Below are 21,004 nucleotides of genomic sequence, written 5' to 3'. Positions count from 1 at the left end.
AATGAAAGTACAGTTTAACCAGAGTCAACTTAAAATTATAGATCTCCTTGTAAAAGTTAAATATTTCATGACGGTTGGTGATATGTCTGAAAAAGTTAAAGTGTCAGAAAGGAGTGTTTATAAAAATCTAAGTTCACTTAATAAGAAATTAAAGACACTGAACATTGAAGGAACACGCAATGTTTATGGTCAAGGCTATTATTTGAGCGAAAAAAGCAAACAACAGATACAGAAGTACTTAGCCAATGAAAGTTCAAATAAATACAGTTCTTTAGAAAGGCAGTACATAGTTTTTATTAATCTGCTGATTGACAGTAGATTCAGTGTTCAAAAAATAGCACAGGGATGTGGTGTCAGTAAACAAACAATTTTAAAAGACATTCAAAGTCTTAAACAGAAAATGAAAAGTTTTGAAATAACGATAGTTTCGAACTATTGGGGACATTTTTTACAGGGACAAGAAATAAAAATTAGACAGTTCCTTTTTTCATGGCTTTATTCTGATCATGAATTAGCGGGTATTTACGAAACGCGGGAAATAAAAGAATTAAAGGTATTAATTAGTCAATGGTTAAGCTCATTTGAAAATGCTAACAACATCATATATTCTGATGAATTCATTTATATTTTCGCTAATTTTTATGCATTGATTTTAAAAAGAATTTTTAATAATGCTGTACTTAAAGGTAAGAAGTGTACGATTAGTGCAAAGTTGCAGGAAACACCTGAATATAAATTTTCTTCTTCATTTTTATCTATCCTCTTAGGGGATAGATGCAGTGATTTTGAGAATAATTATTTGACTTTTGTTCTTTTAGGAGTTCAAAAACGCAAACTTCCTAAAGATAGTATTAACACAGAAATAAGTAATATTGTTTATGTCATTATTAATAGTTTCAAGAATTTAGCAGATTGTGCGTTTAAAGATGAAAGTAAACTGCATCAAGATTTAGTTGTTCATCTGGCGACTACTTTTTTTCGTGTTAAATACCGGCAACAATATCAAAATAGTGATTTTGATTCAATCAAAGAAAATTATCCAGATATATATATTTATACCAAAATGAGCATTCATCCTTTTGAACGATTTATTGGTGCCAGTTTAAATAATTATGAAGTTGGTTTAGTTTCGATTTATTTTGCTTCAGAAATCTCACGTAAAAATGAAAATGATTCAAAAGTACTTTTAGTGAGTTCAGGTAGCAATGGCTCTGCTGGATTTCTCATGACTCAGATGGTAGAACAATACCCTAATGTCAGTTTTAGTTTGCCAATAGCTCCATCCGAATTAACAAATAGACCAATTGAAGAAAGGGCAATTATTACTAATATTTCTTTGACTGGCACAAAATTGCCTTGGTTAAAGGTAAATTCGGTCTTAACTAGTAAAGATTTTGAGAATATTGATAATTTTTTCCAGCTTAACGGTATTACTAATTCAGAGAACCTTCAGACTGAATTTAAAGCAATGATGGAAACTATTTATGATAATACGAACGTTATTCATGGCAAGGCTTTGGAAAAAGGAATTAAGCAAATATTAGTAGATAAGAAGAAACATGAGAAAAAGAAAAAAAGGATTGGACCATTGCTAAGTGAAGTATTAACAGAAGACAAAATTAAATTTAGTCATGATAAAACCTTAAATTGGGAACAGGCAATCGAATTATGCTCTCAACCATTATTAACAGCAGGCAACATTACGCAATCTTATATAACTGCGATGATTAACAACGTTAAAGATAACGGCCCATATATTAATATTGGTACTGAAATTGCTTTGGCGCATGCAAGACCTAGTCAAGGGGTTAATAGATTAGGAATGTCTTTATTGTTATTAGATCATGACATTGATTTGGTAGATAAAGAACACAAAATTAAATTGATTATTGTGCTTGCAGCTCAAGATTCAACATCACATTTAAGGGCTCTTTCAGAGTTAGCCAAAATTTTAGGTAACAAAGAAGATGTAAGCAAAATAATGAATGCTAAAAATGCAATTGAAATAGAGGATTTGATTAAGAAAGGTGAAAAATGAAATTAGGAGCATGTTGTAGTACAGGAGTAGGCTCATCTTTCATGGTAGACATGAATATGCAAGATGTACTTAAAGAAATAGGAAGATCGGATGTAGAAACTACTCACATTGATCTTTCTGGACTCAATCCAAGTGTGGCTGATCATTTTTTTGTAGGACGCGATATGTATGACGCTGTAGCAAATGTTGTTGGTAATGATAACGTGACAGAATTAAGCAGCATCATTGATAAGGAGGAATTAAAGGAAAAAATTCAAGCTTATCTGAATAGTTTTGATCAAAAAAGTGAGGGTGATAACTGATGAATGAAATTTTAAACTTCTTCTTAAGTATTGCTAGAACTCCTTCAATCTTAGTTGGATTGGTAGCAGTCTTAGGTTTAATTCTGCAGAAAAAGGATTCAACAGAAGTAATTTCAGGTGGGTTGAAAACTTTTGTCGGATTCCTAGTCTTAACTGGTGGTTCGGGAGTAATTACAGATGCCTTAACACCTTTTGGCAAAATGTTTATGCAGGCTTTTCATGTTCAAGGCGTTGTCCCTAACAATGAAGCTTTTACTGCTACTGCATTAACAAAATACGGCAGTGCTACTGCGATGATATTGCTGATTGCAATGATAGTAAATATCATTTTAGCCAGAGTATCGCACTTTAAATATATTTATCTTTCAGGACATGTCATGATCAATATGTCTTGTATGTTGGCAGTACTGCTTGCCGTAGCAGGCTTTACAGAAATACCTTCAATTATTGTTGGTGGTACTTTTTTAGGTCTATTTGACACGATGATGCCAGCTTTAGTTCAGCCCTTTGTTAAAAAGGTTACTAAGAGCGATGAAATTGCGATTGCGCATACGGGTGACTTTGGGTATTTAATAGCTGGATTAGTTGCAAAGCTTGTTGGTGATCCATCCAAATCAACAGAAGATCTCCATGTTTCTAAGAAAGTATCGTTTTTAAGAGATAATACGATTGCCGTGACAATTACGATGGCAGCGGCTTATCTGATTATTGCGTTATTTGCAGGTCCCGTTTATGTTGAAAAATTGAGCGGTGGAATTAACTACATAATCTATGCCTTAATTGAATCTGGTTCATTTTCTGCCGGTGTTTACATTATGCTAGCTGGAGTAAGAATGATCCTAAACGAATTAATTCCTGCCTTCAAAGGTATTTCAACTAAATTAGTTCCTAATGCTAAAGCTGGCTTGGATATTCCAATCCTGTTTACATTTGCACCTAATGCCGTAATTATTGGTTTCTTTTCCAGTTTTGTAGGCGGCTTGGTTGCCACATTACTAATGGTTTTATGTCACATAACCATTGTCATTCCCGGCGTTGTAGCTCACTTCATGTGTGGTGGGGCCGCTGGTGTTATTGGTAACACAGTTGGTGGTCGTCGTGGTTGTGTCATTGGATCATTTATTCACGGCTTATTGATTTCTTTTGTACCAATTATTTTAATCCCAGTATTAGGGCACTTGGGCTTAGGAACAGCTAGTTATGCAGATGCTGACTTTGGTATTGTTGGCTCCTATGTTGGGTATAGTGGTTTACTTGGTGGTCGTTCATTAATCATTGCTGCACTGGTAGCTGCATTGGTAATTTTCTTTATCGTATCAATTACCTTAGATAAGAAGCAAAAGAACGTAGTTAGATTAACCAAATAAAATTTAAGGAGTTAAAAATGAAATATACGGCAAAAGATAACTTAGCAGTGAATGCAATTAGAGCTCTAAGTATTGATGAAATTCACAAAGCCAACTCAGGACATAGTGGTATTACTTTAAGTGCTGCTCCGTTAATATATACTATCTATCAAAATATGAAATTTGACGTGACTGATCCGCACTGGTTTAATCGTGACCGTTTTGTTCTTTCAGGAGGTCACGGGTCAGCAATGTTATACGCTATTTTACATTTGCTTGGTTTTGATATTTCAATCACTGATTTGAAAAAATTTAGAACTTTAGGTAGTAAAACTCCTGGTCACCCAGAAATTACTACTTCGGGTGTTGACGTTGCTACTGGTCCGTTAGGACAAGGATTCGGTATGGCTGTCGGTATGGCTATGGCAGAAAAACACCTTAGTTCGCTCTACAACAAGCCTAATTACCAAATTATTGATAATAAGGTTTATGTGATTCTTGGCGATGGGGACTTAATGGAAGGTATCAGCCATGAATCTGCTAGTTTAGCTGGGCATCTGCAACTGAATAATTTGATTGTGTTATATGATTCAAACCGCAATACCATGGATGCAAGTATGGCACAAGAATGCGATGATAACGTTGCACAAAGATTTGAAGCATACGGCTGGAATTACTTTAAAGTTACTGATGGCAATAATCTAAATGATATTGATGCGGCAATTAAGGTTGCTCAAGATGAAAAGAAAAGACCGACCTTAATTGAAGTAAACACTGTTTTAGGCTACGCGTCTCCATTTGCAGATAGCCATTTAGCTCATGGAGCGGTTTTGGATGCAGAACAAGTTGTTGCCACTAAAAAGCAACTTGGCTATGAGTATGGTCGATTTGAGGTTCCTCAAGAGGCTTATGCTGCATTTGAGGACGTTAAAGCAGAAGGTCAAAAAGCCCACCAGAAATGGTCAGAACTCTTGCAAGACTACATTGAAAATAATCCTGAACTTGGCAGTCAACTAATTAAGAATATTAACAATAATGTCAAACTTAATTTTGCTGAAAATAAGTTAGAAATACCAGATGCTCTTTCAACAAGAGATTCTATTCATCAAGTTTTACAGCAAACTAGCAAGTCAGAATTAAATATTTGGGGCGGTTCTGCAGATTTAGGCAGTTCTGACAAAACCTACTTTGATGGTGATGAAGGTTTTCAACCCAATTCATACGATAAAAACAACTTGTACTTTGGTATTCGTGAGTTTGCTGAAGGTGCGGCAATTAACGGCATCACTTTATACGGTGGCTCTAGAGTATTTGCTAACACATTCTTTATTTTTTCAGACTATATGAAAAATGCAATCAGGATGTCTGCCTTAATGCAGATTCCGTCAATCTTTATTTTTGGTCATGATTCTATTTCTTTAGGCCCCGATGGTCCTACTCATCAACCAATCGAACAATTAGCAGGAATAAGGGCAATCCCTAACTTAATTGTATTTCGTCCAGCTGATTATTTGGAAACGATTTATTCTTGGCAATACGCTATTAATCAAAAAGATCACCCAGTAGCATTTATATTGGGTCGTCAGAATTTGCCAACCCTCTTGAATTATCAAGACAGCGTTAAGTCTGGTGTTTCAAAGGGTGGTTATATCCTGGCGGAAGCAGAAAATGGTGAACCGGAAGGTATTTTAATGGCTACTGGTTCTGAGGTAAGTTTGGCTTTAGCAGCGCAAAAAGAATTGGCACAAAGTGGCAAAAATGTCCGCGTGGTATCAATGCCAAGTTTTGAACTATTTTTAAAGCAGGGTCCAGAATACCAAGAAAAAGTTCTACCTAAATCAATTAAGCACCGAGTATCAATTGAAATGGCATCTACTTATGACTGGGGACAATTTATAGGATTAGATGGAGCAGCTATTGGCATTAATCACTTTGGTGAAAGTGGTGATGGTGACGAACTGATAAAGAAATCTGGCTTTACGGTTGATAATATTGTCAAAACATACTTAGCTATTTGCCAGTAATGAAATAAGGCAATAGTTCTTATTTTAAATATGATATAAGTGAATAATAAAAAAGTGTTGGGAGAAATCTCAACACTTTTTTGCGTAAGAATTATCAAATATTTATTCTGAAAAATTAAAAAGCTGCTAACAACTATTTAATGTTAGCAGCTTTTAAGGCGTACATTTAGTAGACGTTAAGAAGTTTAATCTAATAAATCGAACTTCAATGTGGCTAAGTTGTGTCCTTCGTTAACCATGTTGCCGAGCAACTCAATTGTATTATTGTAAACTTGGTCGGCCATCTTTTGATTAGCTTCTGTTAGGGCATCTTCAACTGCTTTACCTGAAAGTCCAGCGACTTTTTTATCAGTTTCATGTTGAATGAAGTGGCACTCAGCTAACGATTTTTGCTCAAAATCATTTTCTAATTCACCGTAAACTTTAAAGTTAGTGTCACCAAGTTGAGCAGTTAGCTTGTTTAACCAGAAAATTTTGTTCAAGTCAAACTTAGGACCGGTTTGGAAGCTAGCTGGTGTGTCATTAACGTTGGTGTAGAATGGGACAAAACTGTTAAAGGTATTTGGACCAAAGCAAAGCCATTGAACACCAGCGATTTCTTCTGGTACATCGTTTCTAACTTGTAAAATATGTGTTTCAAAGTTACGGTTCAAAGCAATTGGCCGAAAAGCTTTCTTTTGTTCAGGCGTACCTTGATCGCCGTATGGATCAAATGGGGTATCTTGGTAGTGTGAACTTTCAACAAAGCAAATGTCCTCGATACTAATCTTGCGGTTAGCATGACAAATGAATGGTTGATCCTGATCGCTTGGCTTGCCACCAAATTCTGGATCAAAATAATTATGGACATACCAAGCCCGTGGATTATTATAATGAGCATCTTTAATAGTTGAACTACCAAAGATGTGGCGCATATTGTAACCGTCATGATCAGGATTTAAGTGGTAAGTGTCAATTAATTCTTCTAGTTGCGTATCAGCCATAAAGCCATCTTGACCAAAGTTAAATTCGTCAATATTTAAGCGGTTAGGGGCAATTACGTAAGCATCATCTGGAATTCGGCGGGCAATCCAGTGGTGACCGCCAATTGTTTCCAGGTACCAAATTTCATCGTGGTCAGCAAAAGCCATCCCATTCATTTCATAGGTACCGTATTTTTCTAGCAGGTAGCCAACACGCTTAACACCTTCAAGGGCGCTATGGATATAAGGCAAAGTTAGGGTAACAAAATCTTCTTCACCAAGTCCGCCTACACTAACTAGTGGATCAATTCCCTGAATACGGGAATTTGTTGTAATTGTTTCAGTCGCAGTCATCGCAATGTTATCGGAGTTGATTCCGGCTGCTGCCCAAATACCACTTTCACCAGAAACGTCAGGTGCGCTGGTATAACGCATAGGAGTTTCAGCTAAATCTGCATCATCAATTTTTTGGTGACTGATGACACTTTCATAGTGTTTAGGTTGTTTTTCAGGGGTAATAACTTCAAACCCTTCTGGAATAATGGTTCTACCACCATCTTCACTGCGGGCAATCATAGTTGAACCATCGATACTGGCATTTTTACCAACAAGAATGGTTGTACATTCTGCTTTTTTCATAAATATTGTCCTTTCAAAGTTCTTAAGGTATATTGTATTAAAAAATGGACATTAATTGCAAAAAAATAGTTGATTTTTAGGAGAAATTATAGTTGTTTTTGTCGAGGGTAACTAGTAATGGAAATTAAGCGGCATTGCAGGGGGTCATCGAAAAGTGGATCAAATAAATACTACAATCAAACTAGCATTAGGTACACATTAAAAGACCGCACCCCGCTTGAATATCGGAATACGGCCTTAACGGAAATAAAATAGTATTAGCGTCTGACTCTAAGCGTTAACTTCACTCCCTATAATAGAACAAGAGTACTATTTTACTTTACTATGATGTGACTAAATTTGGTTAGCAGTCAAACTGTTTTTGGACTTAGCATCATTGAGTAGTAAGTTTAGGATAGTAGCCGATAAACTGGTGATCACAATACCATTATTTAGGAAAAGTTGAATTGTTGCAGGTAAATTGTGGAAAAACTGTGGATAAATAGTAACACCTAGTCCCAGGCCAATTGAAATAGCAATAATTAAAATATTATTGTTATTACTTAAATCAACTTGGACTAAAGTTTTAATGCCCTGAACGGCAATCATGGTAAACATTACTAGCATGGCCCCACCTAATACTGGTGTTGGAATAATGGTGACGAGAGCGCCAATTTTGGGTAGCAGTCCCATCGTCATCAACAATCCAGCGGCCCAATAAATGGGGCGTTTAGTTTTAATGCCTGACAATTGTAAAAGTCCAACATTTTGCGAAAAGGTCGTGTAAGGAAAAGCGTTGAATAAACCACCTAGGATTTGAGCGAGCCCTTCTGCCCGATAGCCTTTTTTAAGATCATCTTCTGAAACTTGATGCTTAATCAAATCACCCGTGGCAAAGAAGACGCCAGTTGATTCAACCATTGAAACTAAGGCAATGATGATCATTGTTAAACTGGAAGACCATTCAAAATGAGGCGCTCCAAAGTAAAAAAGTTGCGGTAAATGAAACCAGGATGCTGTAATTACTGGGGCAAATGAAACTAGACCTAGGCACGCAGCAATAAGTGTGCCGCTAATTAATCCTATTAAAACTGAAATTGATTGTAAAAAGCCTTTTGTCCAAATTTCTAAAGCTAAAATAATGAACATAGTGCAGAAGGCAAGTAATAAATTTTGACTACTACCAAAATCCTTAGCAGTAGCATTGCCTCCGCCCATATTTTGAATGGCAACTGGGATTAAGGTTAGACCAATTGTGGTAATTAAGGTACCGGTGACAACAGGGGGAAAGAATTTTTTGATTTTGGCAAAAACCCCAGCAATTAAAATTACGAAAATGCCGGCAATAATAATGGCCCCATACATATCATTAATTGAAAATTTGCGACCAATCATTTGTAAGGGAGCAACCGCCTGAATAGCGCAGCCAAGAATTACAGGGAAGCCAATACCAAAAAAGCGATTAGTAATTAACTGTAAAAGAGTTGCCAACCCACACATAAAAATATCAATTGAAACTAAATAGGTCATTTGTTCAGCGTTGAATTTTAGAGCTGTCCCAATTAAAAGTGGCACTGCGACTGCACCAGAATACATTGCTAACAGATGTTGCAGCCCAAGGACGGCGGCTTTTTGTTGACTGACTTCTTTTTGCATTAATTTTCCCCTACAAAATGTACTTGATTATCAGCTAAACTAGCAATGTTTGCTAAAGCTTCAAGTTTATAGCCATGTTTTTTAATCCAAGTGCTACCGCCTTGAAAAGACTTAGCTACGACTACGCCCACGCCAGCTATTTCCGCATAGGCTTGATGAGCAATATTAATCATGCCCTTAACGGCTTCACCATTAGCTAGAAAATCATCAATAATTAATAAACGGTCGTTGGGATTGAGAAATTTTTGTTCAACACAAATTTGGTTAGTGGTTTTCTTGGTGTAAGAATAAACATCCGCCCAATATACTTCATCGTTAAGTGTCGAGGGCTTTTTTTTACGGGCAAAGACCATGGGTACGTGTAACTCATAGGCAGTCATTACCCCAGGCGCGATTCCTGAAGCTTCACAAGTTAAGACTTTGGTGATACCGGTATCTTTGAAAAGATGAGCAAATTCTGTTCCAACGGCCATCATTAATTCAGGATCAACTTGATGATTTAAAAATGAGTTAATCTTTAGGACATTTCCGGGTAAAACTTCGCTATCGTTGCGAATACGATCTTCCAGCAATTTCATACTTTTCCTCCTAAAACAAAAAGGTCTTTTCTACCAAAACTATGGTAAAAAAGACCAATAAGACAGTGACACTGCGCTATTTGTACTTGATCCATAGTTCAGAATTCACGGTTCTGAGTAGAGACTGCCGACCAGATTACGGCAATATATAGACATAATATTTGCTTGTGTATGCATTCTAACAAAGTAAATTTAGTTGTGCAAGATTAAGGGGGGATTTTAAAAATAAATTAGTTCAGGCATATATCGATATAATTTTTGAGAAAAAATTTTTTATTTAAAAAGTAGTTGACCCCACCTTAAATTCTTAGTACAGTTTAGATGATTTGATATTTAATTAGCAAAGGAGCCAGAATGTCAGTGAGAAAAAAGATTCATGATTTTGATGAAATTATTGTTTTAGACTTTGGTAGTCAATATAATCAACTAATCACGCGGCGCTTGCGTGATTTTGGCATTTATTCTGAACTATTACCGCACGATCTTAGCTTAGAAAAAATTAGAAAAATTAATCCTAAGGGCATTATTTTTTCCGGTGGTCCTAACAGTATTTATGATGACAATGCTTTAAAGGTTGATTCTAAAATTTTTGAATTAGGAATTCCTATCTTAGGTATTTGCTATGGCATGCAATTAATGTCGTCTTATTTAAACGGTAAAGTTGAAAAAGCTGATAATTCTGAATATGGTAAAGCTGACATTCAAGTAGAAGATGCAAATTCGGTTTTATTTGATGGCTTACCAAAAGATGAGTTTGTTTGGATGAGTCATGGTGACTTAGTTAAGCAGGCACCAAGTGGTTTTAAGACAATTGCTTCAAGTAAAAATTGTCCGATTGCGGCGATTGCTAATGAACAAAGCAAGTTTTATGGCATTCAATTTCATGCTGAAGTTCGCAATACTGAATATGGCTTAGATATTTTGCGTAATTTTGCTTTTAAAGTCTGCAAAGCTAAAGCTAACTGGTCAATGGCTGATTTTATTGAGCTGGAAATTGCTAATATTCAGCACACAGTTGGTGATAAAAAGGTAATATTAGGCTTATCTGGTGGGGTAGACTCTAGCGTGACGGCTACTTTGTTACATAGGGCAATTGGTGATCAATTAACTGCCATTTTTGTTGATCACGGGATGTTGCGCAAAAATGAAGGTGACGAAGTAATGGCCGCCTTGAATCGTGATTTAGGTGTGAACATTGTGCGGGTAAATGCCCAAGAGCGCTTTTTAACTAAATTAAAGGGTGTAACTGATCCCGAGCAAAAGCGTAAAATCATCGGTAAGGAATTCATCGAAGTTTTCAACGAAGAAGCGCAAAAGATGCATGAAGTTGATTTTTTGGCGCAGGGTACACTCTATACTGACGTAATTGAAAGCGGCACCAATACAGCACAGACAATTAAGTCCCATCACAATGTCGGCGGTCTGCCTCAGGATATGTACTTTCAACTAATTGAACCATTACGAAAATTATTTAAGGATGAAGTGCGTCAGCTTGGTGAAGAATTAGGGATTCCGCATGACTTAGTTTGGCGTCAGCCGTTTCCTGGTCCCGGTCTTGGGATTCGGGTGTTAGGTGAAGTTACTGCACCTAAATTAGAATTGGTACGTGAAAGTGATGCCATCTTACGTGCAGAAATTAAAAAGGCAGGTCTAGAAGAAGACGTCTGGCAATATTTCACAGTTTTACCAGGAATTAAATCAGTTGGTGTCATGGGTGACGGGCGGACTTATGACTATACGATTGGCATTCGGGCAGTAACTTCGATTGATGGGATGACAGCTGATTTTGCGCGCTTGCCGTGGGAGGTCTTGCAAAAAGTTTCAACGAGAATTATTAACGAAGTTGATAACGTTAACCGCGTCGTTTATGATGTAACGAGTAAGCCACCTTCAACTATTGAATGGGAATAAAAGGTCATGTTAAGTTATGAGGAAATTTCAATTTAACAATACTTATTTAGAACAAGCTTTATGAAAAAGGTAAAAATTAATTTGGTTGTCTGCTCAAAGTCTACTAAATATAAAAGCACTTAATATAAAAATTGAGTGCTTTTTAGTTTGTGTATTTATTTGATATTTTGGTAGCATTTTAAGATCATTGAAGAATAATTGCCTAACATGAAATTTCCATGAATTTTATTGATCCTGTCTAATCCAGATAAGAACAATTTTAAAGCAGTCGCGTATTTTGCTAAATCAAAATAAATCTTACCTTGTTGATATTGAATTACGTTAAGATTTTCAGACTGTGCATCACTAATGGTAGATGAATATTTATTTACTATTTTAAATATTTTAAAGGCTTCTTTGTTTCTTCCTAACTGAAAGTAAATAACACCTAAAGAATTAAGTAATAGTAGTTCAATAGAATTTTTAGGAATTGGCTTTGAAACATTCATAGAGTATGAAATTGCCACCTCAAAGTAATGCTGGCAAGCCAATAAATCATGCTTAACTTGATATATTGAACAGCTATAATAGTAATAATAAGTTTGAAAGTCTAGATTAGTATTAAGGGATGCAATAATATTTTGATCATCCAAATATTTAATAAGCTTAGTATATTTATGTTCTCTACATAATTTAAAGGTTGTATTTGCAAGATAAGTATTATTGCTAAAATTTAATTTTTCTTTTAAAAAAGCTTTATCAATAGATAAATTTAGTTTGCTACATATAGCAATAAAAATAGCAGTATTTGGTATATAGTCACCATGCTCGATACTACTTATCATTCCTTGTGAGCAAATTCCTTCGGCCAATTCTTTTTGAGAAAGCTTTTTATTTATCCGTTCTTGTTTAATTGTTTTACTTATTTTTTTAGAAATTACTTCTTCAAAGTTGTTCATAGTACTGTTTACTATAGCATATTAATCTTTAAAAAAAATCAAATTTCTTCCTCTGCTTGGGCTTGTAGTTTGATATTCTATTGCTTCATTAAAATTTTTGTAATTAAAAATTTGATTAATAGGTATAAATAATCTATTGTTTGAAATTTCATTCATCAAGAAACTATAGTCCTTTGGTAAAGCTGGTTTACTAATGAATTTAACACCAAATAAATCATTTTGTGCGACACTAATAACTTCGTCATTGTTCTGAATATGCTGATAAAGTTTGTCATTGATAGCACTGCCGACTAAATCGATAATAAGATTGTTCTTTTGCGCTGTTGCTTCAATATCTGGTTTTATATTATATTCATTAATCTTTTGTTTTAGGTAGTTTGCTGATAAAGTTCTTGCCTTGGGGATAAATGGCACTTTTGTGAATCGTGTTAATAATTGCATTAATACTAATCCTGTCACCGAATCGGCGCATAAATAATTATCTGTTTAAATGTATTTTTAACGATTTTAAACAAACTGAGAGCTAGATCAGCTCCACCAATTAGTCCGGTAGCTTCTTCATTTGAAACATTATCCAAAATTGGAATAGTTAAAGGTGGGATATTTGAAGTTATTTTTTCTTGAAAAGTTCCCCACTGATTTAAAATTAATACACGTTTATTGAGAAGAGATGATGAACGTAGATTTCCGATTGCTACTACTGTACCTGTTGCACCATAGCCAAGAATTGATGGTAGTTTTGTGGGGACTTGACCATTAAGTTTTAATAAATCATATCTAAGCAAAGGAACAAAATTTGTTTTTACTTTAATAGAAATTGGTGAAAGAGGAATTGATGGCATTTCTTTAATTTGAGTTTTATTATATCCTGTTTGAATTATTGCTTTCATTGAATTTTCCTTTCAGTAATTGGATAATGAAAGTCTATACTGTTTTAAATAATTGTTCTAATTAGAATACTAATAATTACGGATGAATGTGTAATTAATCTAAGGAAAGTAAAAACATAATTTGGTTGATAGTCAGAATATATAAATAAAATCTTTATATCAGCAACCTTACTCCTAGGATGTTAATCTTTCCTAATATTAAACGCATTATGATTAAAGATATACTGACCATCATTTTGATGATCCATTTTATAAAGTACGAGTAGGTAGATGGTAGTAATTATGAAATAGTACAGGTAATTTTAGGAACATCTCTATATGAGAAAATGCAAATAGTGGTAATCGATTATCATATGCTAAGAAAATTTTTAAGAATAATACATCGGTGGCTTATTTAATGGTAAGGCAAGTGTACAAACTGTTATTTATGTATTTAAAGTGGCTGATAAAATTTATTATAAAATAAAAAATAGATACATATTTTGTACCTATTTTTATTTTGATAGTTATAACGTTGATCGTTCAATCAAATTAACCGGAATGATATCATGCTCGCTTGAAACTAATTTAGTATCTTCACTTTTAATTGCTTTAATTAGATGCTGACTAGCTCGTAAGGCAATTTCTGCAACATTTTGTCTAATAGTAGTAAGTTCAGGAAATGAATATTTGGCAATTGGAGCATCATCAAAGCCAATAATTTTTACATCTCCCGGAATATTTAAGCGAAGGTCGCGTGCAGAAACTAGGATATCGGCAGCTAGAGTATCGCTTGTAGCAAAAATGCCCAAAGGTAATTTTTGTTTTTGAACTAAGTCTCGTAGAATAGTTCTAATTTCTAATCTTCGTTCGTCTGAGCCTTGCTTATAAGTACTGTTAAGGTAGAAAATTGAATTATCAATTTTACTATTTAAATTAAGTGATTTAATAGTATCCTTAAAGCCTTTTATTCGATGCTTAATAGATGAGGAGCTACCAACTATTGTAAATAGTAATGGTTGGGTATCAGCTTTGATTAGAGTTTGGGTAGCTATTTTAGCTCCCATATAATGATCTGACCCTACATAGATTGTATCTTGATTTTTAGGTTCACGGTCAATACAAACAACTGGAATATCTCGGCTAAGAATTTTAGTATTAAAAGGATTATCACCAGAAATTACAATTAAGCCATCAATCTGTTTTGATTCTAACATTTGGAGGTAAGTCATTTCTTTTTGAGAATTACGTCCAGTATCACAAATAATAGTGGAATAATTATTAGAAAAAAAGTTGTTTTCTATTTTTTCAACTAGTGAAGAAAAGAAAGTATTTGCTAAGTCTGGCACAATAATTCCAATTGTATTTGAGCGTTGCATTCTAAGACCTTTGGCAAAACTATTAGTTTGATAATTATATTTTTTAATGGTTGCAAGTACGCGTTGCTTTGTCTCTTCAGAAAAGCGCCCATTATTGTTAATGACGCGTGAGACAGTTGAAGCTGATACACCACTTAACTTAGCGATTTCTTTGATAGAAACTTTATTACTCACGATTAATTTTAATTCTCCTAAATCATTAATTAATGTGAGCTATTATGACCAATCATTAATTAATTTTTTATATCTCAGTAATATTATTTTTTATTTTATCAAACTTTTTGCTATCGTGTGCATCTTCTGCAGCTAGTTCGTCAATTCGTCTTTGGTGCCTGCCACCTTCAAATTCTGCAGCTAACCAAGATTTTACAATCATTTTTGCTAATTCAGATCCAACAACACGTGAACCAAAAGCTAAAATATTTGAATTATTGTGACGTCTTGATAATTCAGCTGAATATGGGTCACTAACACATGCCGCACGAATACCAGGAACTTTATTAGCAGCAATTGAAATACCAACCCCAGTTCCACAAATGACAATTCCTAAGTCATAATTACCAGCAGCTACTTCTTCACCAACTTTTTTACCATAAATCGGGTAATCAGTTCGTTTATTCGAATAAGTACCAAAATCATAAATTTCATAACCAAGTGACTTAACATATTCCATAATTACAGGTTTTAGTTCGTAGCCAACATGATCAGAACCGAATGCAATTTTTAAGTTTTTCATAATTATTCTCCTCGTAATTTTTTGATAATTTCAGAATAATTTTCTTGTTTTCCAAAAAGAGTTGACGTTCCCAAAATAAAACCATCGACACCAATAGCTGATAATTCTTTGATTTTTCCTGGTGAAATAGCGCCATCAACCATTAAAGTAAAATCTTTTTCTTGCTTTTGTTGTGCTAGATTTTTAATTTTAGGAATGACAAAATCTAAAAATTTTTGACCTGCAAATCCTGGATTGACAGTCATGACCATTACATAATCTGCAAGAGGTAATAGTTCTTTAATTGTTTCAATTGAAGTACCAGGATTAATTGCAATCCCGGGACGCTTACCTAAACTTCTTATTTTCAATAATGTGCTAGTAGGAATTGGATCTGTTTCTGGATGAATATAGATAATATCAGCCCCAGCATTACTGAATAAGTTAATATATTGATTTGGATTTTTAATCATCAAGTGAGCATCCATAGGTAAGGAGGTCAGGCTACGAATTGCTTTATAGTCTTCTAAGCCTAAAGCAAAGTTAGGTACAAAAATACCGTCCATAACATCCATATGGAAAATATCAACGCCAGCTTTAATTAAATTAGAGACCTCAGATTTAATGTTGGCTAGATTAGCGCACATCATTGACGGACATAGTAATCGTTCCATAAATTATTCTCCTTTTTGAACAATCGTTTTCTCAGAAATGAATTTAACATTGAATTAAATAATAGTCAACCCGAACATTTTGGTTTGTTATATCAGCATATTTATAATTGCTATTTAGGTTGATGGTTGACAAATTAAAAAAGCATGCTAATATATCATTTAAATTAGAGAAAACGTTTTCTCAAAAAGTATCAAGGAGGATTAACCAAATAAAAAGAAAAGTTAATTAATAACTAGTGTCTATGTTTTGCAATTCATGATATTTTTTTGTAATTTTTTGAAAAAATATGAAAAATAATTATTGAAATATGAAAATTATTGATTATAATTGAAAATGTAAACGATAACAATTATGGATAAGATGAAATGAAAGGAATCTATCACATGGAATTAAAATTAGCTACAAGATTAAATGCATATCTACCCCACTATAATAATGATCTGGAAAAAGTCTTTGAACAATTAGAAAAAGTAGGTATCAACTATGTTGATATTAATTTTCCACAACAAACTCTTGGCATTACTCCAGAACATATGAAAGAGATGCTTGATAAACATAATCTACAGCCAAATGGAATGGAGATGCGTTTTGAAACACACTATTTGACTGGAGATTTGGGTAATCCAGATGAAAAACTTTATCAAGATGCCATCAAAATGTGTAAAGAAGCCGCAGATTATTGCCATGCAATTGGTGGATCAATGATTAATATTTGGAGTGCACATGATGGCTTTGATTATAGTTTTCAAATAGATTACGTTGAATATTGGAATAGAATTGTCAAAGCGTGTCAAGAAGTTGCAGATTATGCTCCTGACATTAGATGGAGTATTGAATATAAGCCATATGAACCTCGTGGCTATGCTTTCGTTGATAGTATGGGAATAGTAGAAATGATGCTCCATGATATTAACCGCAAAAATTTTGGAGTTTTACTAGATTATTGCCACATGTTGATGAAACATGAAAATCCAGCAATGGGTACTGCACTCTTTTGTAGTAGAAAACAACTTTTTGGCGTCCACTTAAATGATGGATACGGAGTGCATGATGACGGATTAATGGTTGGTACAGTAACGCCTTTTAAGACACTTGAATTTTTATATTATATGAAAAAATATAATTTTGACGGCATGATTTACTTTGATACAGAACCTGTGAGAGAAGATCCTTCAGATGAAACAAAATCAAATATTGAAATGCTCAAGTATTTATTAGATTTACTTGATCAAATAGGTATGGATAAAATTCAGCAGATTATTGACTCTAATGATGGAGTGAAGGCAAGAAACTTAATGCTCGAATTTTTACAAAAATAGATTTCTAATTTGTAAGTAAGAAGGTGCAAATCTATGGATTATAAAAAAACTGCGCAGGGAATACTTCAAGCAGTAGGTGGATCAAAAAATATCACAAATATGACACATTGCGCTACCAGACTAAGATTGACTTTGAAAAACGACAATGTAGATGATACTAAGGTCAAAGCAATTGATGGAGTAATAAATGTTGCCCGTGGAGGTGGTCAATATCAGGTTTTAATAGGTCTTGATGTTCCTAAAGTATACGATGCCTTTGAAAGTCTAGTGAACGGTTCAGGAAATACAAACGTTGAAACTAAACCAGAAATTCATGGTTTAAAAGATTGGATAAATAATTTGTTTACGGCTATTGCGGGAATATTTGCTCCATTATTACCAGCATTGGCAGGTTCAGGAATCCTATATGGATTATTACTTTTGAGTAGTCAGCTAGGATTAGTAAGTCAAAAAAGTGGTACTTTTGTGATTTTAACTGCTGCTTCTAAGGCAGTATTCTATTTCTTGCCAATTCTATTAGCTTTTTCCGCATCTAATCGGTTTAAAGTCAGTCCATATATTGGTGCTTTAATTGCGGGGGCCTTGTTATTTCCAGATTTTATCCAGCTGATGGGTAATCATGGTAATGGTGCGATGTCATCTTTTATGGGAATACCCGTAGTTTTAATGAATTATAACTCAACAGTTGTGCCAATTTTGATTTCCATTTGGGCATATTCATACCTATATAAATGGCTGGAAAAGCATGTTCCAGAAAATTTACAGTTAGTTATTACACCCTTAATTTCTTTATTAATAATGGTTCCATTAACAGTGATTGTTATTGGCCCATTGGGAGTATACGGTGGTCAAATTGTCGGTGATGCTGTCAATTGGTTAATTAAAAATGCCCCAATTCTTTGTGGCATTGTAGTTGGTGGCGGGTGGAGTTTCTTAGTATCTTTTGGTATTCATTGGGCGGTTAATCCAATCATGATTAATAATATTGCTACTAAGGGATTTGATTATATTTGCCCGTTGACGTTTGCTTGCAATTTTGCTGTTATTGGTACTGCCTTTGGCGTTTGGCTAAAAACGAGAGATAAAGAATTAAAAAATTTCTCTCTAACTGGTGTCATTACAATTTGTTTATCGGCAATTATTGAACCAACTTTATTTGGTTTGTTAGTTAAAAACCGAAAGATTTGGTTAGCACAAATAATAGCCGGAGCAGTTGGTGGAGCTTATCTTGGCTTAACTAAAGTGTTTACTACGGCATTTGTATTTGGTAGTGTAACTACTTTTCCAGCATTTATCTCTAAATCTGGTGGCAATTTTATTAATGCAATGATTGGACTTGGAATTTCTACAGTAGTAGGTATAGTTCTAGGGTTCTTAGTTACAAGTAGAGAAGAAAAATTGGCGTAGGAAATTTTTGATAGTATAATTGAAAGGGAGTGAAAGAGTTATTAAGTATTAGCTATGGAGAAAAATATTTGTTACCTGTTGAGAGACAAAACAAAATTTTAACAATTTTAAAAAATAATAAAATGATTAAACTTGATGAATTGCATAAACAAATTCCTGAAGTATCATTATCTACGCTAAGAAGAGATATTAAAGTTCTTGAAAAAAAGGGAAAGATTGAGTACCTTTTTGGTGGAGCGATTCAGCTAGTATCAAAGATTGGTGAAATATCTTTTATAAAAAAAGCAACGATGCATTTACAAGAAAAAGAAGAAATTTGTAAATTAGCTTCAAGCATTATTCAAGATCATGACACGATATATATTGATTCAGGATCGACGTGTACACTTCTTTTAAAGCAAATAGTTAATAGACAAGTTGTTATCTATACTACTAATACACAGGTTTGTAGTATTTTAGGCGATTTAGTTGCTGATGTTGTTTTAATTGGCGGTAATTATAATGGTTTTACCTCGTCTTTGACTGGTTCCTTAACCGAGGCAACCTTAAAAGATTTACATTTTGACAAAGCCTTTTTTGGCATCAGTGGTGTAAATGCTGAAACAGGTTATATGACACCATCAATTGAAGAATCTTCTAAAAAAAGAATAATTAGTCAACGGTCGATTCAATCTTATATTTTATGCGATAGCAGTAAGTTTGGTGTGACATCAACAGTGAGTGCTTTACAATTAAAGGAGGCAACTTTGATTTCTGATCAGTTTGATAGTGAAATTGCTGAGGGTACGCAGATGATAGTTCCTAAGACTTTTAAGTCGTAAAAAGGGAGGATAAATGTGTTTAAGTTATTTTCCAGAAAAGTAAAAGCTGAAATAGTTGTTCCAGTTTCAGGTAAGTTAGTAAAGATAACTGATGTAAAAGATGATATATTTTCGCAAAAAATGATGGGTGATGGTTTTGCAGTTATCCCTAGTGGTGATACAGCTGAAATAGTTGCTCCGATTGATGCAGAAATAATTATGATTCCAGAAACGAAGCATGCAGTTGGTTTAAAGAGTAAACAAGGATTAGAAATTTTAATACACATTGGGTTAGATACTGTTAACCTTAATGGAAAGGGATTTGAGCTACTTGTAAATCAAGGAGATAAAGTAACTAAGAATCAACCTTTGATTAAAATTAAACCAGATTTTTTTGAAAAACAAGGTTATGATCCAACTACGATAGTTGTATTTACTAAAGGGTTTGACAGAGAAATAGTTCCGGTTCCTGAGTACGGCTCACTAATTAATGCAGGCGAAGTTGTGCTTGAATCACTATAGTGTCAATAATAAGCTTAATATTTTTTTAATGAAAAGATATAAAAAGCTTGGAAATTGTTAATATTTCTAAGCTTTTTGTTTTTTTAAAATATAAATAAAAATAGTTAGCGCAGTCACTAATATTAAGTCTAACTAATGTGAGACTAGCTTTAATTTATCTTATAGCCATCTTTTTTATGTGATATGTGAATTGAATTGTTAAGATAATAAAAAGCAATATTCTTCATTATCATAATGAAGAATATTGCTTTAAAATCTATTTAACTAAAAAATTATTTTTTGTTTTCAGGAGCTTTGTCCGTCTTACTTGGTGTATCTACTGGGTGATCAGTTGGTACATCAGGTAGTGGATTAACAATTTTAGCTTGTTGTTCCTTTTCAACGATTGGCTTTAACCAGTTAATTTCTGCTTTTAAATAAGCACGATATTTTTTAGCATAACTAGCATGATTCTTAGAAAAGTGCTTCAAAGTATCAGTATATAGGTTTAAACGCTTTAACTTAGAAAGTTTGCGTCCCTTCTTGATAGCAGCATTATAATATTTATTGGCAGTTTTATGCTTTTTGGACCATTTAGCATTAGTTTTAATTAACTTAGCTTTTGGTTCTTGAGTCTGGGCTTCTTCTTTAGGCTTTTGTGCATCAGCATTCGGGTTTGGCGCAACAACTTTGTTGTCTTCTTTAGGCTTTTGTGCATCAGCGTTAGGTGCAGTTACCTTGTTGTCTTGACTAGCCTTTGAATTGTCAGTAGTTGCAGTATTGGCATCAGTTTTTGCAGTATTGTTAGTTACTTGATTAGTAGTATCAGCTAAAACAAGTGCAGATTGACTAATAATTGGGGAAACGGCAGTAATACCTGTTACAGCAAGGGTAACTATTTTTTTATTAAACTTCATAATTTTACCTCTCTAATTAATAAATACCTATGTATTTTAACACAGAACA

19 protein-coding genes and 1 riboswitch are annotated in these 21,004 nt (G+C 34.0%); of the genes, 9 read left to right on the top strand and 10 right to left on the bottom strand.

All coding sequences use genetic code 11. The features are described 5' to 3' along the window. Position 1 precedes the first annotated feature (1 nt). Genes BM203_RS02210 through tkt form a run of 4 tightly spaced genes read left to right on the top strand, consistent with a single transcriptional unit; the run spans position 2 to position 5,710 of the window. Positions 2-2,038: a BglG family transcription antiterminator gene (locus BM203_RS02210; protein ID WP_090092421.1), complete on the top strand. Its 2,037-nt coding sequence runs from the start codon at positions 2-4 to the stop codon at positions 2,036-2,038. Then, positions 2,035-2,340, top strand: coding sequence for a PTS sugar transporter subunit IIB (locus BM203_RS02205; protein ID WP_090092419.1), 306 nt, complete (start codon positions 2,035-2,037; stop codon positions 2,338-2,340). The genes BM203_RS02210 and BM203_RS02205 overlap by 4 nt, the downstream gene beginning before the upstream one ends. Then, complete coding sequence (locus BM203_RS02200) at positions 2,340-3,707, top strand: PTS ascorbate transporter subunit IIC (protein WP_090092418.1); 1,368 nt, start codon at positions 2,340-2,342, stop codon at positions 3,705-3,707. The genes BM203_RS02205 and BM203_RS02200 overlap by 1 nt, the downstream gene beginning before the upstream one ends. Before the next feature lie 17 nt (positions 3,708-3,724). Beyond that, complete coding sequence (gene tkt, locus BM203_RS02195; protein WP_090092416.1) at positions 3,725-5,710, top strand: transketolase; 1,986 nt, start codon at positions 3,725-3,727, stop codon at positions 5,708-5,710. A 185-nt stretch (positions 5,711-5,895) separates the two neighbouring features. Here tkt and BM203_RS02190 read toward each other — a convergent pair whose 3' ends face one another. The 3 genes from BM203_RS02190 to BM203_RS02180 all read right to left on the bottom strand — a co-directional run bounded on the left by BM203_RS02190 (position 5,896) and on the right by BM203_RS02180 (position 9,524). After that, a complete protein-coding gene (locus BM203_RS02190) occupies positions 5,896-7,311 on the bottom strand; it encodes a C69 family dipeptidase (RefSeq protein WP_090092414.1) in 1,416 nt (471 codons plus the stop codon). Positions 7,312-7,644: 333 nt separating this feature from the next. After that, entirely contained in the window at positions 7,645-8,946 is a 1,302-nt protein-coding gene (locus tag BM203_RS02185) for a nucleobase:cation symporter-2 family protein (protein ID WP_090092412.1), read from the bottom strand. After that, positions 8,946-9,524: a xanthine phosphoribosyltransferase gene (locus BM203_RS02180; RefSeq protein WP_090092410.1), complete on the bottom strand. Its 579-nt coding sequence runs from the start codon at positions 9,522-9,524 to the stop codon at positions 8,946-8,948. Before BM203_RS02180 ends, BM203_RS02185 begins: the two co-directional genes overlap by 1 nt. Positions 9,525-9,598: 74 nt before the next feature. Further along, a riboswitch (purine riboswitch) is annotated at positions 9,599-9,696 on the bottom strand. A 182-nt stretch (positions 9,697-9,878) separates the two neighbouring features. Here BM203_RS02180 and guaA point away from each other — a divergent pair. Further along, positions 9,879-11,435 carry a glutamine-hydrolyzing GMP synthase gene (gene guaA / locus BM203_RS02175; protein WP_205755859.1) on the top strand — a complete coding sequence of 519 codons (1,557 nt, stop codon included), beginning with the start codon at positions 9,879-9,881 and terminating at the stop codon, positions 11,433-11,435. Positions 11,436-11,590: 155 nt separating this feature from the next. On the opposite strand, the gene BM203_RS02170 is transcribed toward guaA, so the two are convergent. The 6 genes from BM203_RS02170 to rpe form a co-directional block, all read right to left on the bottom strand. After that, on the bottom strand, positions 11,591-12,373 hold the full coding sequence (locus BM203_RS02170) for a helix-turn-helix domain-containing protein (RefSeq protein WP_090092408.1): 783 nt from the start codon (positions 12,371-12,373) through the stop codon (positions 11,591-11,593). A 21-nt stretch (positions 12,374-12,394) separates the two neighbouring features. Further along, complete coding sequence (locus tag BM203_RS02165; protein WP_090092407.1) at positions 12,395-12,814, bottom strand: hypothetical protein; 420 nt, start codon at positions 12,812-12,814, stop codon at positions 12,395-12,397. 14 nt (positions 12,815-12,828) lie between these two features. Beyond that, positions 12,829-13,263, bottom strand: coding sequence for an MDR/zinc-dependent alcohol dehydrogenase-like family protein (locus BM203_RS02160; protein ID WP_090092405.1), 435 nt, complete (start codon positions 13,261-13,263; stop codon positions 12,829-12,831). A gap of 506 nt (positions 13,264-13,769) precedes the next feature. Continuing rightward, positions 13,770-14,795, bottom strand: coding sequence for a LacI family DNA-binding transcriptional regulator (locus tag BM203_RS02155; protein WP_090092403.1), 1,026 nt, complete (start codon positions 14,793-14,795; stop codon positions 13,770-13,772). A 67-nt stretch (positions 14,796-14,862) separates the two neighbouring features. Beyond that, the gene (gene rpiB, locus BM203_RS02150; protein ID WP_090092402.1) at positions 14,863-15,357 is read right to left on the bottom strand and encodes a ribose 5-phosphate isomerase B; all 495 of its coding nucleotides are present in this window, start codon (positions 15,355-15,357) and stop codon (positions 14,863-14,865) included. A 2-nt stretch (positions 15,358-15,359) separates the two neighbouring features. Next, a complete protein-coding gene (gene rpe / locus BM203_RS02145; protein ID WP_090092400.1) occupies positions 15,360-16,010 on the bottom strand; it encodes a ribulose-phosphate 3-epimerase in 651 nt (216 codons plus the stop codon). Positions 16,011-16,394: 384 nt separating this feature from the next. Between rpe and BM203_RS02140 the strand changes: the two genes are divergently transcribed. From BM203_RS02140 to BM203_RS02125, 4 genes are read left to right on the top strand one after another with little or no spacing between them, the layout of a single operon-like run. Further along, on the top strand, positions 16,395-17,330 hold the full coding sequence (locus BM203_RS02140) for a sugar phosphate isomerase/epimerase family protein (RefSeq protein ID WP_090092398.1): 936 nt from the start codon (positions 16,395-16,397) through the stop codon (positions 17,328-17,330). 33 nt (positions 17,331-17,363) lie between these two features. After that, positions 17,364-18,737, top strand: coding sequence for a PTS transporter subunit EIIC (locus BM203_RS02135; protein ID WP_090092397.1), 1,374 nt, complete (start codon positions 17,364-17,366; stop codon positions 18,735-18,737). A gap of 29 nt (positions 18,738-18,766) precedes the next feature. Further along, positions 18,767-19,558: a DeoR/GlpR family DNA-binding transcription regulator gene (locus BM203_RS02130; RefSeq protein WP_143453041.1), complete on the top strand. Its 792-nt coding sequence runs from the start codon at positions 18,767-18,769 to the stop codon at positions 19,556-19,558. A 15-nt stretch (positions 19,559-19,573) separates the two neighbouring features. Then, entirely contained in the window at positions 19,574-20,059 is a 486-nt protein-coding gene (locus BM203_RS02125) for a PTS sugar transporter subunit IIA (RefSeq protein ID WP_090092392.1), read from the top strand. Positions 20,060-20,331: 272 nt separating this feature from the next. On the opposite strand, the gene BM203_RS02120 is transcribed toward BM203_RS02125, so the two are convergent. Next, a complete protein-coding gene (locus BM203_RS02120; RefSeq protein WP_090092389.1) occupies positions 20,332-20,955 on the bottom strand; it encodes a hypothetical protein in 624 nt (207 codons plus the stop codon). Between the last annotated feature and the right edge of the window lie 49 nt (positions 20,956-21,004).

Source organism: Lactobacillus bombicola, assembly GCF_900112665.1.
Lineage (GTDB): Bacteria > Bacillota > Bacilli > Lactobacillales > Lactobacillaceae > Lactobacillus > Lactobacillus bombicola.
Note: the sequence above shows the minus strand (reverse complement) of the source record. Positions and strands in the feature narration are given on the sequence as shown.

Excerpts from the sequence above, each read along its gene's own strand:
- BM203_RS02210 (WP_090092421.1), top strand. The coding sequence starts at position 2 with ATGAAAGTACAGTTTAACCAGAGTCAACTTAAAATTATAGATCTCCTT.
- BM203_RS02205 (WP_090092419.1), top strand. The coding sequence starts at position 2,035 with ATGAAATTAGGAGCATGTTGTAGTACAGGAGTAGGCTCATCTTTCATG.
- BM203_RS02200 (WP_090092418.1), top strand. The coding sequence starts at position 2,340 with ATGAATGAAATTTTAAACTTCTTCTTAAGTATTGCTAGAACTCCTTCA.
- tkt (WP_090092416.1), top strand. The coding sequence starts at position 3,725 with ATGAAATATACGGCAAAAGATAACTTAGCAGTGAATGCAATTAGAGCT.
- BM203_RS02190 (WP_090092414.1), bottom strand. The coding sequence starts at position 7,311 with ATGAAAAAAGCAGAATGTACAACCATTCTTGTTGGTAAAAATGCCAGT.
- BM203_RS02185 (WP_090092412.1), bottom strand. The coding sequence starts at position 8,946 with ATGCAAAAAGAAGTCAGTCAACAAAAAGCCGCCGTCCTTGGGCTGCAA.
- BM203_RS02180 (WP_090092410.1), bottom strand. The coding sequence starts at position 9,524 with ATGAAATTGCTGGAAGATCGTATTCGCAACGATAGCGAAGTTTTACCC.
- guaA (WP_205755859.1), top strand. The coding sequence starts at position 9,879 with ATGTCAGTGAGAAAAAAGATTCATGATTTTGATGAAATTATTGTTTTA.
- BM203_RS02170 (WP_090092408.1), bottom strand. The coding sequence starts at position 12,373 with ATGAACAACTTTGAAGAAGTAATTTCTAAAAAAATAAGTAAAACAATT.
- BM203_RS02165 (WP_090092407.1), bottom strand. The coding sequence starts at position 12,814 with ATGCAATTATTAACACGATTCACAAAAGTGCCATTTATCCCCAAGGCA.
- BM203_RS02160 (WP_090092405.1), bottom strand. The coding sequence starts at position 13,263 with ATGAAAGCAATAATTCAAACAGGATATAATAAAACTCAAATTAAAGAA.
- rpiB (WP_090092402.1), bottom strand. The coding sequence starts at position 15,357 with ATGAAAAACTTAAAAATTGCATTCGGTTCTGATCATGTTGGCTACGAA.
- rpe (WP_090092400.1), bottom strand. The coding sequence starts at position 16,010 with ATGGAACGATTACTATGTCCGTCAATGATGTGCGCTAATCTAGCCAAC.
- BM203_RS02140 (WP_090092398.1), top strand. The coding sequence starts at position 16,395 with ATGGAATTAAAATTAGCTACAAGATTAAATGCATATCTACCCCACTAT.
- BM203_RS02135 (WP_090092397.1), top strand. The coding sequence starts at position 17,364 with ATGGATTATAAAAAAACTGCGCAGGGAATACTTCAAGCAGTAGGTGGA.
- BM203_RS02120 (WP_090092389.1), bottom strand. The coding sequence starts at position 20,955 with ATGAAGTTTAATAAAAAAATAGTTACCCTTGCTGTAACAGGTATTACT.